General features: G+C 65.1%; 19 protein-coding genes and 1 pseudogene. 5 read left to right on the top strand and 15 right to left on the bottom strand.

The genetic code is table 11. The features are described from left to right. The first annotated feature begins 29 nt into the window (after window positions 1-29). Complete coding sequence (locus INQ40_RS10145) at window positions 30-1,022, top strand: Nudix family hydrolase (protein ID WP_194340335.1); 993 nt, start codon at window positions 30-32, stop codon at window positions 1,020-1,022. A gap of 122 nt (window positions 1,023-1,144) precedes the next feature. On the opposite strand, the gene coaE is transcribed toward INQ40_RS10145, so the two are convergent. The 6 genes from coaE to pilB form a co-directional block, all read right to left on the bottom strand. Next, a complete protein-coding gene (gene coaE / locus INQ40_RS10140) occupies window positions 1,145-1,765 on the bottom strand; it encodes a dephospho-CoA kinase (protein WP_194340334.1) in 621 nt (206 codons plus the stop codon). Between the two features lie 85 nt (window positions 1,766-1,850). Continuing rightward, entirely contained in the window at window positions 1,851-2,714 is an 864-nt protein-coding gene (locus tag INQ40_RS10135; RefSeq protein WP_194340333.1) for an A24 family peptidase, read from the bottom strand. 13 nt (window positions 2,715-2,727) lie between these two features. Beyond that, window positions 2,728-3,987 (bottom strand): type II secretion system F family protein, encoded by a 1,260-nt coding sequence (locus tag INQ40_RS10130; protein WP_194340332.1) that lies wholly within the window; start codon window positions 3,985-3,987, stop codon window positions 2,728-2,730. 221 nt (window positions 3,988-4,208) lie between these two features. Continuing rightward, window positions 4,209-5,438 (bottom strand): type II toxin-antitoxin system HipA family toxin, encoded by a 1,230-nt coding sequence (locus INQ40_RS10125; protein ID WP_194340331.1) that lies wholly within the window; start codon window positions 5,436-5,438, stop codon window positions 4,209-4,211. Continuing rightward, entirely contained in the window at window positions 5,435-5,737 is a 303-nt protein-coding gene (locus INQ40_RS10120; protein ID WP_228481991.1) for a helix-turn-helix transcriptional regulator, read from the bottom strand. Before INQ40_RS10120 ends, INQ40_RS10125 begins: the two co-directional genes overlap by 4 nt. A gap of 97 nt (window positions 5,738-5,834) precedes the next feature. Continuing rightward, window positions 5,835-7,565, bottom strand: coding sequence for a type IV-A pilus assembly ATPase PilB (gene pilB, locus INQ40_RS10115; RefSeq protein WP_194340330.1), 1,731 nt, complete (start codon window positions 7,563-7,565; stop codon window positions 5,835-5,837). A 46-nt stretch (window positions 7,566-7,611) separates the two neighbouring features. Between pilB and INQ40_RS10110 the strand changes: the two genes are divergently transcribed. After that, window positions 7,612-7,794, top strand: coding sequence for a hypothetical protein (locus INQ40_RS10110; protein ID WP_228481990.1), 183 nt, complete (start codon window positions 7,612-7,614; stop codon window positions 7,792-7,794). A 180-nt stretch (window positions 7,795-7,974) separates the two neighbouring features. Here the strand turns inward: INQ40_RS10110 and INQ40_RS13180 are convergent. From INQ40_RS13180 to INQ40_RS10070, 9 genes and pseudogenes are all read right to left on the bottom strand, one after another. After that, a pseudogene (locus tag INQ40_RS13180) lies at window positions 7,975-8,055 on the bottom strand (hypothetical protein); the annotation flags it as partial. A 58-nt stretch (window positions 8,056-8,113) separates the two neighbouring features. Beyond that, window positions 8,114-8,440 (bottom strand): hypothetical protein, encoded by a 327-nt coding sequence (locus tag INQ40_RS13095; protein ID WP_228481989.1) that lies wholly within the window; start codon window positions 8,438-8,440, stop codon window positions 8,114-8,116. 57 nt (window positions 8,441-8,497) lie between these two features. Next, entirely contained in the window at window positions 8,498-8,824 is a 327-nt protein-coding gene (locus INQ40_RS13090) for a Fic family protein (RefSeq protein ID WP_228482201.1), read from the bottom strand. Window positions 8,825-9,288: 464 nt separating this feature from the next. After that, window positions 9,289-9,579 carry a NadS family protein gene (gene nadS / locus INQ40_RS10095; protein WP_194340329.1) on the bottom strand — a complete coding sequence of 97 codons (291 nt, stop codon included), beginning with the start codon at window positions 9,577-9,579 and terminating at the stop codon, window positions 9,289-9,291. Between the two features lie 2 nt (window positions 9,580-9,581). Beyond that, the gene (locus tag INQ40_RS10090; protein ID WP_194340328.1) at window positions 9,582-9,896 is read right to left on the bottom strand and encodes a type II toxin-antitoxin system RelE/ParE family toxin; all 315 of its coding nucleotides are present in this window, start codon (window positions 9,894-9,896) and stop codon (window positions 9,582-9,584) included. Window positions 9,897-10,042: 146 nt separating this feature from the next. Continuing rightward, entirely contained in the window at window positions 10,043-10,339 is a 297-nt protein-coding gene (locus INQ40_RS10085) for a hypothetical protein (RefSeq protein WP_194340327.1), read from the bottom strand. Between the two features lie 164 nt (window positions 10,340-10,503). Continuing rightward, the gene (locus tag INQ40_RS10080; RefSeq protein ID WP_194340326.1) at window positions 10,504-11,001 is read right to left on the bottom strand and encodes a pilin; all 498 of its coding nucleotides are present in this window, start codon (window positions 10,999-11,001) and stop codon (window positions 10,504-10,506) included. 232 nt (window positions 11,002-11,233) lie between these two features. Beyond that, window positions 11,234-11,794, bottom strand: coding sequence for a hypothetical protein (locus tag INQ40_RS10075; RefSeq protein WP_194340325.1), 561 nt, complete (start codon window positions 11,792-11,794; stop codon window positions 11,234-11,236). Continuing rightward, on the bottom strand, window positions 11,755-12,108 hold the full coding sequence (locus INQ40_RS10070; protein ID WP_194340324.1) for a hypothetical protein: 354 nt from the start codon (window positions 12,106-12,108) through the stop codon (window positions 11,755-11,757). The genes INQ40_RS10075 and INQ40_RS10070 overlap by 40 nt, the downstream gene beginning before the upstream one ends. Before the next feature lie 120 nt (window positions 12,109-12,228). On the opposite strand from INQ40_RS10070, the gene INQ40_RS10065 reads away from it, so the two are divergent. From INQ40_RS10065 to INQ40_RS10055, 3 genes are all read left to right on the top strand, one after another. After that, a complete protein-coding gene (locus tag INQ40_RS10065; protein ID WP_194340323.1) occupies window positions 12,229-12,486 on the top strand; it encodes a type II toxin-antitoxin system Phd/YefM family antitoxin in 258 nt (85 codons plus the stop codon). Then, a complete protein-coding gene (locus tag INQ40_RS10060; RefSeq protein WP_194340322.1) occupies window positions 12,474-12,776 on the top strand; it encodes a type II toxin-antitoxin system RelE/ParE family toxin in 303 nt (100 codons plus the stop codon). The genes INQ40_RS10065 and INQ40_RS10060 overlap by 13 nt, the downstream gene beginning before the upstream one ends. 251 nt (window positions 12,777-13,027) lie before the next feature. Beyond that, window positions 13,028-15,622: a type VI secretion system Vgr family protein gene (locus INQ40_RS10055; RefSeq protein ID WP_194340321.1), complete on the top strand. Its 2,595-nt coding sequence runs from the start codon at window positions 13,028-13,030 to the stop codon at window positions 15,620-15,622. Window positions 15,623-15,728 lie beyond the last annotated feature (106 nt).

Here is a 15,728-nt window from a genome sequence, read left to right as displayed (position 1 = left end):
CCGATGAACGCCCCGGCGGTGCATCGAACATGAGCGAAACAGCGCCAACGCGCTTCGTGCGCGTGGTTGCCGGAGTGATAGGCGATGCGCGCGGCCGCATCCTGCTGACCCAGCGCACCGGCGCCAGCGACCTGGGCGGTTTGTGGGAGTTCCCCGGTGGCAAGATCGATCCCGGCGAGAGCCCCGAGCACGCGCTGGTGCGCGAGCTGGATGAGGAACTGGGCATCCAGGCCGAGGTCGGCGAGGCGGTCATCACTGTGCCCCAGCTCTACCCGGACAAGCGCCTGACCCTGGACGTGCGCCACGTGACCCGCTGGCAGGGCAACCCGCGCGGACGGGAAGGGCAGGCGCTGCTGTGGGTGCCGCCGCGCAAGCTCGCCCTCTACCGGATGCCGCCCGCCGACCGGCCGGTAGTCGCGGCCCTGCAGCAGCCGGACCGGTATCTGGTGACACCGGATGTGGGGCAGCTCACTGCCGGGCTGAGTGGTGCGGAGCTGGAGGCCGCGGAGCAGGCGTGGCTGGATGCGCTGGAGCGCACGTTGGCCACCGGCATCTGCCGTGTTCAGTTGCGTTCGCCGACCGCGGATCCGCAGCGATGGGCGCGCATCGCCGCGTCCGCTGTCGAGTTGTGCCGGAGCGCTTCAGCGGAAGTCCTGGTCAATGGCGATCCTGAGCTCGCCGCGCGGTTGGGCGTCGGCCTACACCTGCGCTCGGATCAGCTCGGTGTCTACCTCGATCGACCGGTTGGGGGCGACGTGGCGCTGGCGGCGTCGTGCCGCACGGTGGATCACCTGCGCTCGGCGGAGCGCTTGGGCTGCACTTTCGTGGTGCTGGGCAACGTGAAGCCGACCGCAAGCCACCCCGCCCGGGACGGCATCGGCTGGGAGGCGTTTGCGGCCATGCGCGAGCACGTGTCGATGCCGATCTACGCCATTGGTGGACTGGGAATCGAGGATATGGATGGCGCACGCGCACACGGGGCGCAGGGGATTGCGGCGATACGTGGGCTTTGGGTCGGCTGAGGTACCACGAAGGTCTCGTCAGCGGCCCATGAGCCTCGCCGCGCGTGGCACATGCACATAGCCGGCGGGCTAATTCAGATGGAGCTCCGGCAAGAAGTGCTGCCCGGCGCGTATCCCAATTATCAGCCGGCGACTGCCGCTGACAGCGCGCGATAGGACCGGTCCAGCGCCCCAATGTGTGCATCCAGCGTATCGAGCCCGCGGTCGTTGACGATGATGTCGTCGGCGATCGACAAGCGCTGCGCGCGGGTGGCTTGGGCGGCGATCATCGCATCCGCCAGTGCGGTATCCACGCCGTCGCGCTGCATCAGCCGCGAGTGCTGCACTGCCACCGGCACATCCACCACCAGAATGCGCGCCAGCCACGGATAGGCCGTGCGCCCGCCGCCTTCGGCCAGCAGCGGCACTGCGGCAATGGCGTAGACACCGGCCGCCTGCTCGCACATCGCGCGCACCCTGGTCCGGATCGGCGGATGCACGATGGCTTCCAGGCGCCTGCGCTCGTCGATGTCGCGGAAGACCCGCTCGCGCATCGCGCCGCGGTCCAGATCACCGTCGGCGGTGAGGATGCCGGGGCCGAACGCCTCGACCAGTTCGGCCAAACCGACCGAGCCGCGCGCAACCGCCTCGCGGGCGGCGACATCGGCATCCGCGACGACCACGCCCAATGCCTCGAAGCGCCGCGTGACTTCGCTCTTGCCCGCGGCGACGCCGCCGGTGACTCCGATGATGTAGTGGCTCATGCGGCGCAGGATGTCATGGCGCGGGCTTTCGTGGACAGCGGGGCGGACGACGGACAACGAGCAGCGCCGCCCGCGCGCACTTCCGTCACGCCAGTCCGGAGATCCGCATATACCCGCCGATCAGCTGCTCGCCCCAGAAGAAGATGATCCAGCCGGCGACGGCGAGATACGGGCCGAACGGGATCGGCGTCGCCTTGTCGCGGCCCTTCGCTGCCAGCCAGATCGAGCCGATGATGGCGCCGACCAGCGAGGACAGCAGCACCGTCGGCAGGATGCCAGCGAGGCCGGTCCATGCGCCGATCGCGGCCAGCAGTTTGAAGTCGCCGTGGCCCATGCCTTCCTTGCCGGTGATCTGCTTGAACAGCCACCACACCACCCACAGGCTCAGATAGCCGACCACGGCGCCGATCACCGCCGGTTTGGCGGCGATGTAGAGGTTGTCGACGGCCGCGATCAACCCCAGCCACATCAATGGCAGGGTCAGCTGGTCGGGCAGCAACTGGGTCCGCAGGTCGATGCCGGACAGCGCGATCAGGAAGCAGGTGAACACCATCGCCCCGAAGCCCTGCCAGCCGAAGCCGAAGCGCGCCACGCAGGCCACCATCAACACCGCCGTCAGCAACTCCACCAGCGGGTACTGCGCCGAGATGCGCGTCTTGCAGTTGCGGCAGCGCCCGCGCAGGGCCAGCCAGCTGAACACCGGGATGTTCTCGTACCAGGACAGCTGGTGTTTGCAATGCGGGCAGTGCGAGCGCTCCACCACGATGCCCGGCGGTGGCGGATCGTAGGTCTCCGGCTCGCCGAGGATCTCGCGGCTGTCGCGCTGCCATTGCCACTCCATCCGGCGCGGCATGCGCAGGATCACCACATTGAGGAAACTGCCCAGCAGCAGGCCGAAACCGGCGACCAGCGGGTAGCCGATTCCGGGGTTCTGATCGAGGAATGCCATGCGCTATTTTGCCTCAACCCACCACGGCGCCAAGCTTGAAGATCGGCAGGTACATCGCAATCACCATGCCGCCGACCACCACGCCCAGGAACACCATGATCATCGGCTCCAGCAGGCTGGAAAGCGCGTCGACCGCGTTGTCGACTTCCTGCTCGTAGAACTCCGCGACCTTCAGCAGCATCGTGTCCAGCGCACCGGCTTCCTCGCCGATGGCCACCATCTGCACCACCATGTGCGGGAACAGGTTGACCTGCTTCATCGCCATGTTGACCGAGTAACCCACGGCGACGTCGTCGCGAATGCGGTGCACGGCCTTCTCGTAGACGATGTTGCCGGTGGCGCCGCCGACCGTGTCCAGGCCTTCCACCAACGGCACGCCGGCGCGGAAGGTCACGGCCAGCGTGCGCGCAAAACGGGCAATGGCGGAGTTGTGGATGATCTGGCCCACGACCGGGACCTTCAGGATCATCCGGTCGAGGAAGAACTGGAAAGCGACGGACCGGTTCTTGACCATGATGAACGCGACCACCGTGGCTACCGCGACGATCAGGATCAGCCACCACCACGCCACCATGAACCGGCTCAGCTTGATGATGAGCACGGTGAAGGCCGGCAGTTCGGCGCCGAAGCTGGCAAACACGTCCTCGAACATCGGCACCACGAACACCAGCAGGATCGCGCTGACGATCAACGCCACGGCGACCACGGCGGCGGGGTAGAACATCGCCTTCTTGATCTTGCCCTTCAGCGCCTCGGTGTTTTCCTTGTAGGTCGCGACCGTGTCCAGCACGGTTTCCAGCACACCGGCCGACTCACCGGCGGCGACCAAGTTGCGGAACAGCAGGTCGAACTCGACCGGATGCTTGCCCAGCGCCTCGCTCAGGGACGAGCCGCTCTCGACCTCCGAGCGGATCGAGTTGACCAGCGTCTGCATCCTCGGGTTCTTGTTGCCGCTGGCGATAATCTCCAGCGCGCCGACGATGGGCACGCCGGCCTTCATCATCGTGGCAACCTGCCGCGCGAACACGGCGATGTCCTGCGGCGTTACCTTCTTGCCGGCACCGAAAAGCGGTTTGGGCTTGATCTTGACGACCTTGGGCGTGATCCCCATCCGGCGCAGTTCGGCGCGCACGAAGTTGGCGTTCTTCGCGGTCTGCTCGCCCTTCATGGTGATGCCGCGCTTGTCGGTGCCTTCCCACACGAACAAGGGCGTCGCTTCGGCGCGGCGTGGCGCCACGACGGGTTTCTTGGCGGCAGTGCGGCTGACAGACATAGCGTGTTTCCCCAGTGTCACTTGTTGATTACTGCAGCGCGGCGCGCCGGCATCGGTACGCCATCCCCGGGCAACCCGCCGCCATCCCCGGGCTACGGATCACCGGCACGCGCCCGCAACGTCAAACGGGACATGCCGGGCGCCAGCATATCCTGACCCACCGTGTCGCGATAGCAACGGCGGTCACATACGCCTGATCAGTCCTTGGTCACCCGGTTGATCTACATCCGCCGCCGGTTTGCCTCGATCCGCCCGGTGATGTGGTCGACCGTGCCAGTGCGTACCGGAAATTCCCCGGCCATCACCTTGAAATGCCCGGCGACGTCAACGCATCTGGCGATGATGTCAAGGGCCTCCCGCGTGTCGATGCCAGCCTCGTCTGCCAAGCGCAGCAGGTCTTTACGGGCGGGGGCACGGTCCTCGCCGCAGATGTCCGTCTGGTGCTCTCCCCGGGGGCCTTCGTTGAAGGTCAGGTCGTACGCCGGGGACACCGTCCATTGCCGGTCCTGCCGCAGCCGGAAGGAAAAGTTCTTGGCATGATCGTCACGGTTGTTGAAAACCACATTGAACACGCAGCGCGCATAGCCCTTGGCGACCTCACGCTCGTCACGGGTCATGAACCGGGTCAAGCGGAGCAGGGTGGTGTAGTCGAGCGATGGCATCCGGAAGTCCATGTCCAGCGCGCCGGCGGCGGTATGCATGGGCACGCGCATGCCATCCTCGCGGTCGAACCTCTCCACCCCGAATGCGGCCAGATTGCTGTCCAGATCAAAATAGTGGGAAGCAGGCATCTGGATCCCGCAAGCGGCTGCCAGCCGGGCGTACAGCGCTTCGATGGCGCACACCTCCTTGTGCTCGCTTCCGGCCTGGAACTTGACCAGCCACGGCGTACCGCTGCCTTGCTCCGAATTGGACATGTGTCCGGAGGCCGGGTCGAAGTTCACCAGAACCTTGGGCCGCGCACCTTGTGGTGAGCCGCCCAGCAGAGCCAACTCACGCAATACGTCACCGCTCTCCGTACCTGTTGTGCTTTGCACCTCGCGCACCCGCATTGCGAGCTCGACCAGTTGCACGTCTGCAAGCTCAAGCTCGTCCTCGCTGGCCGGTTCGAATGACAGAGCGCCCATCGCGGTGTCGCCAATAAAGGCGAGGCGGTCCAGCGCCGATATCCGGGCGGGATTGCGTCCTTCCCGGCGGAAAATCCGGTCCATCAGCAGCATGCCCCAGCCATCGGGCAGGGCGTCCGCGATCAGTCCCGGCAGGTACAGCTGATATCCGGGGAAGCCACCGTAGGCCTGCTCGCGCAAGGGCAGGCGCAGAGGGGACAGTTCGAGCCCCTGCTGCAATGCCTCGGCTGAGTACTCGAACAGCACCTGCGTGCCGTCGTCCCCCAGGTGACCCAGGACATAGCGCTCCCCCCAGCCCCCGTAGATCGCGCTGAGCTTTTTCATGGACGCTTCCTTGGCGCGCGCTGCCGGGGCTTGCTGGCCTGCTCCATGCTTTTGAGCGATGTGGCGCGGGTGTCGAGCAGCGGCGCGAGCTGTTCGGACATGCCCAATGCCATCAGCACCCTGATGAACGCATCCAGTGTGGCCTGACCTTCCCGCTCGATGTTGCGTAGGCTGGGCACCGATATGCCCGCCCGCGCGGCCAGCTCGCGTTGCGACAGGCTGCGGGTCAACCGGTGGTGGCGAACCCGCGCCCCCAGTTCGCGGCTGATCTCACCGGGCGTCGCCAAATTAAAGCTCAATATATTGATGCTTAGCCTCAAAAATGGCCCGTAAGATTCAACATATAGCACCTTACAGCTATAGGCGTATTGCGAGGTGTCGCATGTTGACCCCCGATCAGTCCTTGGTCACCCGGTTGACCTCCGCCAGGCTGGTGACGCCGTTGCGGACCTTCATCAGCGCCGACTGGCGCAGGTCGCGCACGCCGGACTTCTGCGCGGCCTCGGCGATCTGCATCGCGTTGCCGCCGGCCAGCACGATGCCCTGGATCTCGTCGGTCATCGGCATGACCTGGTAAATGCCGGTGCGGCCCTTGTAGCCTTCGGTGCAGTCCCCGCAGCCGACCGCCTCGAAGATCCTGAAGTCGGGCGAGGCGATCTCCTCGGCGGTAAAGCCTTCGGCCAGCAGCGCGTGCTCGGGCAGTTCCACCGGGTGCTTGCAGTCATGCAGCCGGCGCGCCAGTCGCTGGGCGATCACCAGCGTCACCGATGAGGTGATGTTGAACGGCGCCACGCCCATGTTCATCAGACGCGCGATGGTCTGCGGCGCGTCGTTGGTGTGCAGGGTGGACAGCACCATGTGACCGGTCTGCGCGGCCTTGATGCCGATCTCGGCGGTTTCCAGGTCGCGGATCTCGCCGACCATGATCACGTCGGGATCCTGGCGCAGGAAGCTGCGCAGCGCGGCGGCGAAGGTCATGCCGCGCTTGACGTTCATCTGCACCTGATTGATGCCCGGCACGCGGATTTCCACCGGGTCCTCGACCGTGGAGATGTTGCGGGTCTCGTCGTTGAGGATGTTCAGCGCGGTGTACAGCGAGACCGTCTTGCCGGACCCGGTCGGGCCGGTGACCAGCACCATGCCGTAGGGGCGCTTGACCGCGGCGAGGAAGATATCGCGCTGGTCGTCCTCGTAGCCGAGCTTCTCGATGCCCAGCTTGGCGGCGCTGCCGTCGAGGATACGCAGCACGATCTTCTCGCCGAACAGGGTCGGCAGCGTGCTGACACGGAAGTCGATCTGCCTGGTCTTGCTCAGGTTGAGCTTGATGCGCCCGTCCTGCGGCACCCGGCGCTCGGCGATGTCCAGCTGCGCCATCACCTTCAGGCGCGCGGAGATGCGCGGCTGCAGCTTGATCGGCACCCTGGCCGACTGCTTCAGCAGGCCGTCGATGCGCAGGCGCACGCGGTACTCGGTCTCGTAGGGCTCGAAGTGGATGTCGGAGGCGCCGCGGCGGATCGCGTCCACCAGCACCCTGTTGATGAACTTGACGACGGGGGTGTCGTCGGTCTTGGCGTCGATGCCGGAGTCCGCCGACAGCTCATCGTCTCCCCCCCCGACGTCCAGATTCTCCAGCCCTTCCTCGTCCTCGCCCATGGCGTCGCCGAGCGCGTCCGCGTTCTCCAGCCAGCGGTCCAGGTGACGCTTGATGCTTTCCTCATCGACCAGGATCGCCTCGACGGTGAAGTTGGTCTGGAACTTGATCTCCGACAGCGCGTGGGTGTTGGTCGGCTCGGAGATGCCGACAAACAAACGGTTGCCGCGCTTGAACAGCGGCAGCACCGTGTGTTTGCGCAGCAGTTCTTCGCTGACCAGCTTGATCGCCGACTGTTGGGGGTCCATCGCCGCGGCATCGAAGATCGGCACACCGAACTCGACCGAGTTCGCGGCCGCCAGGTGCGCGGGCGCGACCAGTCGCTTCTCGATAATGTAAGCGGCCAGCGGTTTGCGCTGCTCGGTCGCGGCGGCCATGGCCTCGCGGGCGGCGGACTCGGAGAGCGCGCCGTCCTGCACGAGGCGGCGGGCGATGCCGGTGATGCCGACAAGGTTGGCAGTGGCTACGGCGTTCATGTGATCCCCTGTGGTTCCGTACGGACAACTTTACTGCAATCGCCTGTTGGCATGGCTGAAGCGTCAGAGGATCATCATCTGGAAAGGTCGCGATACCGCCGCCGGCCTGGCTCGCCACTTCGGCGGCGATGCGGCTTCGTGGCTGTCGCTGCAGAACGCTTACGACCTCAAGACGCTGCCCAACCGCGAGGAGATCGAACGCTCGATCCGCCCGCGCGAGGTGGCTTGATCGGCAATGGGGGCACAGGGGCGCGGATTGCCCGGCGTGGCGCGGATGGGGCGTAGGGCGCAATAAGCGAAGCGCATTGCGCCGCCGGCGTTGCAATGCGACCGGGCCTGAGCCACCCAGTTCGATCTTCGCCGGACGGCCCAGTCTGGCGGCAAATTGCACCAGCATGTCGAGGCCGAATTTTTCCACCTTGCCTCGGCTGAGGCCGGACACGCGGCTCTGGCTGACACCCAGCAACCGGGATGCCGCCGCCTGCGTCATGTTTCGCGCCTTGATCTGCTGTTCAAGTTGCGCGCTTTGCCTTTCTGAAACCTGGGCATCAGCCCCGAAGCAGGTCCATATACGCCTGATAGGCGAAGACCTGCCCCCGCTTCCGGCCCGAGGTCTCCCGAAGCACGCCCACTGCTTCGAGCGCGCTGACCGCTCCCCGGGCGGTGGGCGAGGACACCTGCAAAGCCTGCTGAACCCGGTCGACGGTCAGCTTGGGCATGGTGGGCAGCATCTCGAACAGTCGCATAGCCTGGAGCGTGCTGGCACTCGTGCCGAGTACCAGCTTCCGATCCGCTGCGATCTGGACAGCAATGGCCACGATGCTGTGCTGCGCTTCCTCAGCCGAAGCCTCCACGCCCTCCAGAAAGAAGGACACCCAGGACTCCCAGTCGCCCTCGGTCCGGATCGCGCTCAGGTGGCGGTAATACTCGGTCTAGTGCGCCTTGAGGTATCCGGAAACGTAGATCAGCGGTGCGGGCAGCAGTTGCCAGGCTTCCAGCAGCATCGCGATCAGCAGGCGTCCGATGCGGCCCTTCCCGTCCAAAAATGGATGGATCGTTTCGAATTGCGCATGGACCAACGCGATACGGACCAGTGCTGGAAGCGTCGCGCGCCGCGCGCCGTCCAGGAGGATGCGGTGCGCTTCGGTCAGCAGCCGCACGGAAATCGGTAGACCGTCGGGGGAGCGCAGCTGCTCGCGCGCGAATCGGAACGCCTGAAGGTAGTTGGTGACCTCCTCCACGTCCTCGGCGTTGGTCACGGCCAAACCCGCTTCCTCGTCAAAAACGTCCGATGCGCGGCATATGAAAGATTCCTTGCGTGGCCCTGACTGCAAAGAAGGATACCTTTCTTTACGTTGAGGGTAAGGCAGGAAACCTTTCTTTGTCGGTGCCCTACACCTGCGAGTTTTACCGGCACGGCCAGCTTCTTGAGCGCGGCCACGTGGGGAGTCGTACTGCGTGTGCGTGCCTATGAAGCGCACGTAGACAGCGCGATAGTCGTAGCTGATCCAGGGCGCAGTAAGCGAAGCGCATTGCGCCGCCGAGGTTGCCGTGCGTCAGGCCAGCATCTCCAAGTGCCGTCGCCGCCAGTTCGGTGGACGACGTAGCCAAGGCAGTGTTCAACGTATTAGGCGTGCGGGGGAATTGCTTCCGGCGGGGCGTTGTGTGGAGCGGCGCATTGTCCATGCGCCCTACATGAGAGGGCGGGTGCCGGGGTTCTTTGTCATACCGCCAGCGCTCGCATCACATGCTCGGGGTCTTTCTTGATCGCACGCAGCAGTGCCCGCGCGGGTCCGGTCGGCGCGCGACGACCTTGCTCCCAATTCCGGAGCGTGCCTACGTCCACGTCAAGGATCTTGGCGAAATTCGGTTGCGACAGGCCAGTGACGGCGCGAATTTTCTTGATGTCTACCGCGTCAACGTTGAACTCGCGAGACGCAGCGCGCTCTCCGCGGATGATCTCGCCCGCCTGTTCTACGCTCTCAAGGAGTTCGGCAAAAAGGTTCTTGTTCATGGTCAACTCCACTTCGCGATGATTTGTTTCAGTACGGCCTTTTGCTCGGCGGTCAGGTCGCTGGCTACGTTCTTCGGATAGGCGAATAACAGGGCGATTTGCGAGGCGTTCACGAAGTAGTAGTAGATGACTCGGGAGCCGCCGCTCTTGCCGCGATTGTCCAGCGCGAGACGGATCTTCCGAAGGCCGCCCGTGCCCTTGATGACATCTCCCGCTTCAGGGCTGTCGGCCAGGAGGCGCTGGAACTCGGCGTATCGCTCGTCCGTCACCATCTCGCTGATTTGGCGGGTGAACACCGCGGTCTCGATGAAGATCATGGCGGATAGTACGTCATTGACTCATGGCGGGCAATGGTCATCGATGGAGGTGACGATGCGGGTACTCAGCGTGGTCATTGCCGGAGACGTCTTGTATCGGCCCAGTGCCCATGGCAGCGTAGGAATGGGGATGGCGCCCAGGTCGCTCAAAGCCCGGTTACAGCGCCCTGCTGCCTTGACGAATGCGCCTGCGCCGAAATCATCAGGCCTGCCGGGCCATGCCCGGCGCTTCCCGCGGTCCGCGCACCATAAGTGGCCCGCTCCTCGCGTATACCGTTTCGCGGCTTCGGCGACCCGCCGAGCCGTTGCGAGCTCACCTGGGCGATGATGTCCTTCGCGGCCCTGGCATCGTCAAAGACCGCATGCCCCACCAGCGGCAACGTACCGATGGCCAGATGGGCATCATGGGCGCTGAACACCACGTCGCCGTGGGCCGCGATCATGTCGAGCAGGCGTGCGCCGTTCGCTCAATCGGAGAGGAACCACAAAAAACCCCGGCGGTTGCCGGGGTTCTTGTGTTGCGAGGAAGGCGGGATCGAGTGAATCCGTGCCTGTTATTTCAGGCTTGCCGATTCAAGTGGAAATGTTCTCTGACCCATGTCTTCCTTTACGAACGGCAATTTGCAGGGCGATATTTTTGCGCCAGCGTACCGCCCGTGCTGCACGTCCAGTTTACCTGCGTGCCGGCTGCGGCAGAGGACAAGTTCAGCGCAGTCGTACCATTCGGACCAACTGGCGTAAGGACAAGGGTGTTGTTAGCGGCAGGAACTACTGACGGCTTATAAGTAATCGTGATCACGCCGGTTGAGGCGCTCGTAACGCTGGCGACGTTTTTATTACCTGCTAGGGCCGTCGCGTCCATCAAAGTCGCACCAATCGCGTCACAGGTTGCAACGGAGCTACATTCCATGCTGCCCGGCCCCCGAGACTGAAATGTCTCAGTTGCGGCCAGCTTTAGCGCGGACGCCAGTACTACGCCTTCGGAAACCTTGGACCGAATCGTATAATCCTGATAAGCCGGCAACGCAATAGCCGCCAAAATTGCAATGATCGCAACAACGATCATCAGCTCGATGAGCGTAAAACCTTTCTGTACGTTCTTCATGGTGTTTCCCCTAGGAGTGGTCAGTTTTCACGTGCCGTCTGAGCCGGGCGTTCCGGTCCTCGGGCAGCCGTGCTGGTTGGCACGTGCACGGTAAGCTACGCATTTCCCGTGCCAAGTGTGGTTTTACCGGCTTTGGATGTCGAAACTGAACAACCAGTCACGTTTGGCCGTTGACTCCGGTCTTTGGGGTGACGCGATTGGTCTGTTTTGGCGGACGATGTGACCAAAAGTGTCACCGCTGTGGCGGCTCATCGAGCAGTTGCACGTTGACGCACACCAATGGTGCCGGCTTGAGCCTTCGCATCAGTCGGTCCCACCAACCCTGTGGGTTGCTCTTTCGGTAGAGCGGCGGATGTCGCCGGAGATCTTCGGCCAACGAGCCTCCTTGGCCCATTCCGGTGATCTGGTCTTCCGTGTAGAAGACCTGTCCGGGCTTCAGCAGGCGGCGCGATTCGGCACTGATCCGGTCCATATGGCTGTAGGCGGCGCCCGCCTCAAGCCCTACCACCACGTCCGGCCGGGAGCTGTTGCCAAGGCGCGCCAACGCCAGGCGGGCTTCGCGGATGTCGGAGTGGGCGCGACAGTAGTCATACAGCCAGCGCGCGAATGCAGCTGGATATGCGGCGCGGATCGTCTCGTCGCTGGGCCGGTTCTGGGGAGCACGGTCGCCGGTCAACACGGCGAGTTTGGCGAGCAGTTCCAACGAGCCGTGGGGAATGACGATGTTCTCATCGTCGGAGTCGCTGGTGATGATCACGACGTTGTTGCGGCGCTGCGCGGCGAACCCGAGCAATGCCTCACCGGTGATAATGCCTCACCGGTGATGCTGAGCAACTCGTTGCCCTCATCGTCCGGATCGCCGGGAAGCGAGTCAGCCAGATCGCGGCTGGTGGCGAGATAGAGAAAGGGCTCGTCGCCGTCCTCCAGGTCGAGTACCCCGAGGTGCAATGCGGCGGGGTCGGCCAGATCGTGTGCGCCACGGACGAACAACTGCTGCGCGCAGAGCAGGGTAATGAATCCAGTCACTTCCTCGGTTGTGGGCTTTTGTCCCAGTGCACGCTCACTGAGCTGGAAAAGATTTGGCTCGGGTGTGCTTTCAGGCTGCATTGGACCTCTCCTTGGTTGCTGTTGCTCCGTCTGCGACGCGCAAGTTATCACCATCGGCTTCGCGGTTGCCGTGCGATGCGGGAGCTTGCGCGGTCACGAGTGATACTCTAGTGTCACTCCATGCGTACCGAACTCGTCACCACCCTCAAGCGCCAGGCGACTGAACTGCTCTCTGACATCGCGCGGGACAAGGAGCCCATCCTCATCACGCAACACGGCTTGCCAAGTGCGTATCTGGTGGACGTCGAGAGCTTCCAGCTCATGCAACAGCGGATGGCGGTGCTTGAGGGCATTGCACGTGGTGAGCAGGCGATTGCCGAGAGCCGTGTTGTCACTCATGCGCAAGCCCGGAAGCGCCTCGCCCGATGGCTGAAATAGTCTGGACGGAGCCTGCGCTTGGCGATCTGGATGCGATCGCGGACTACATCGCGTTGGAGGATCCGGTCGCTGCCTCGGAGCTGGTCAAGCGCGTCCTGGCGCATGGCGAGCAGCTGGCCGACCATCCTGAAAGCGGTAGCCGTCCGGCGGAACTGGGGCGTTCGCGGTATCGGCAGGTTGTCGATCCGCCGTGTCGGGTGTTCCATCGCTACGACGGACAGACCGTGTTCGTCCTTTACGTGATGCGCACTGAGCGCCTGCTTCGCAAGGGGCAGCTGACCTCCGTCTGAGCGGGTGTGGGTGTCCTTGGGTGCGAAATAAAGGAGGAGGCACCGGCTTCATCGGTGCCGGGGGACATTCGCACTCAAGGACACTCGCACCCGATGCCCCGGCCTCCCCACAGATGCCACGAGGTGCAGGTGCGGGCAGCGACACCGGCTTGCGCCCGCCGCGCTGAGGCGCCGGTGGTGCTAGTCTGCATCCAGTGCCGCGCGATCGTAACGCGGCCGCTTTGGCTACCTCAAACAATCGGATGGAACCCATGGATACGGATATCCAGTCTGTCGCCCGTGCACTGGCGCGGGTCTCGCAGCACCAACGCCTGATCGAGCTCGACACCGCGCTGCCTGACGCGCTCGTCGTCGAACGCTTCCAAGGCACCGAGTCGGTCTGCGACGATTTCAGTTTCACCGTGGACTGCCTGTCCACCGATGCCTATCTGGATGCCCGCGCGCTGCTTGGCCAGCCGATGGCGCTGCACCTGCGTCTGGCCAATGGCGGCCTGCGCCACTGGCACGGCCACTGCACCCGGGTGATGCCCTTGGGCAGCGATGGCGGCCTGGTTCGCTACCGGCTGATGATGGAGCCGTGGATCGCCTTCCTGAAGCTGCGCCGCAACGCACTGGTGTTCCAGGATCTGGACGCGCTGGGCGTGCTGGAGCGGGTACTGGATGACTACCCGCAGGCGTCGCTGCGCGTGGACGCGACCCAGCCGCTGCCGGTCTATCCGATCACCACCCAGTACCGCGAGAGCGACCACGCATTCGTGTTCCGCCTGCTGGCCGATGCGGGGCTGGCGTGGCGGTACGAGCACGCGCAGGACAACGAGGGCGGCGTCACCCTGGTGGTGTTCGATCGCGACGCGAGCGTGCCCGAAGCCATTGAGCCGACCCTGCGCTTCCACCGCAGCGATGCGACCGAGGCCAGCGACGCGATCCAGCGCTTCAGCGAGCAGCGGCAGACGACGGCCAGCGTTCTTTCCGCCGCCAGCTGGCAGGCCGAGCAGGTGGAAGCGGTGGCCGCCAGCGCGAGTGGCTCTCCCGCCGGACCAAATGCGCCGGTGTTGGAGGCTTACCGTGTACCCCGCAGCGGCCGCTTCGCCAACCGTGCCGACGCCGATCAACACGCCGCCCTGCAACTGGATGCGCTGCGTCTGCCGCAGCGTCTGCACGCCGGCGCCGGCAGTGCGCGCAGCATGGCGGCAGGATTCGCCTTCACCCTGACCCAGCATCCCGACCTGTCCGGGCAGGCGTTCCTGCCACTGGTGATCGAGCACCGCGCCGCCAACAATCTCGACAGCGGCATCGTTGCACTGCTGGATCCGGCTGGCGGGATCGAACGCGGCAACTACCGCAACCGCTTCTTGGCGGTGACCGCCGACACCCCGGTGGTGCCCGTCGCCCGCTACAAGCCGACCGCGCCGGGCATGCAGACCGCGACCGTGGTCGGCCTGCCCGAATCCGCCGTCACCTCCACCCGCGACCATCAGGTGCGCATCCAGTTCCCCTGGCAACGCGGCGCCGCGCCCAATCCCGGCGGCCTGACCGATGCCGGCTCCCGCGCCCACCCGAATGGCCATGCCCCCGGCGATGACACCAGCGGCACCTGGGTGCGCGTGGCCGAATGGGTCGCCGGCCCGAACTGGGGCAGCCACGCCCTGCCGCGCGTCGGCAGCGAGGTGCTGGTGGAGTTCCTGCACGGCGACATCGACCAGCCGGTCATCACGGGCCAGCTGTACAACGGCAAGATCGCGCCACCGTTTGCACTGGCCGACGCCAGCAACCACCCCGGCACCCTGAGCGGGCTGCACGCCCAGAGCCTGGACGGGGGCGGCACCCAGCAATGGGTGATCGACGACGCTCCCGGCCAGCTGCGCCAGCGCCTGCACACCAGCCTGGCCGACAGCCGACTGGAACTGGGCTACCTGATCCACCACGACAACGCGCGTCGCAGCGGCGTGCGCGGATCGGGGTTTGATCTGGCGACGCTGGGCTGGGCGAACCTGCGCGCCGGTCAGGGGATGCTGCTCTCGACCACCGCGCGCCAGGAAGGCGCCTCGACCCAGATGGACGTGACCGAAGCCGTCGCCCAGCTCAAGGGCGCGCAGCGCAGCGCGCAGGCGCTGGATGACGCGGTCGCGGGTGCCCAGGTCGCCCCGTTGTCGGCCAACGAACGCCAGACTGAGATGCTGGCCCACGTGGACCCCGAGCAGGACGGCCGCTACAACGGCGCCGTCAACGGCCAGTCCGCGACCAAACCGTCCGGCGGCGGGCGCGATAGCGGCGCCGACGCACATGCACGTGCGAGTGCCGCGGGCGCTGGAAGCGCAGTGGCGGCCCCGGTCGAACGACTGGCCACCCCGCTGCTGTTTATCGAAAGCCCCGACGCGATCGCCCTGGCCACGCCCAAAAGCGCGCTCGCCCACGCCGGCGGCAACCTCCACCTGACCAGCCAGCACGACACCCAGATCAGCGCCGGTCAGACCGTGGCCGGCGTGGCTGGTGGCCAGGTCGCCCTGTTCGCCCAGCGCGGCCCCATCAAGGCGATCGCCGCCGACGGCCCCGTCAGCCTGCAGGCCCACACCGGCAAGCTGGAAGTGCTGGCCGACCAGAGCGTCACGATCACCGCCAGCGACGAGCGCATCGACGTGCTGGCCAAGGACAGGATCGTCCTGCAGGCCGGGCAGACGACGGTCACCCTGGAAGGTGGCGATATCACGTTTGCGTGTCCGGGCGAGTTCCGGGTCAAGGCGGGGCAGGTGCCGTTTGAGGGTGGGGCGAGTGGTGATATCCGCCTGTCCCTGCCGGATGGGCTGCTGAAGCTCAAGCCCGATCGGATGCCGGATTTCTCCGGCTGACCGTCGACAGTGAATTGCCGTAGACAATAAGAGGGTGCCGGTTTGAACATTCCGAAAATATCGAGTCTCGTTCTGCTGCTGCTTTTCGCGGGCTGTACTTCGCCAG

It is taken from the genome of Lysobacter sp. H21R4 (assembly GCF_015277535.1).
GTDB classification, from domain to species: domain Bacteria; phylum Pseudomonadota; class Gammaproteobacteria; order Xanthomonadales; family Xanthomonadaceae; genus Novilysobacter; species Novilysobacter ciconiae.
This window is presented reverse-complemented; position numbering and strand designations above follow the sequence as displayed.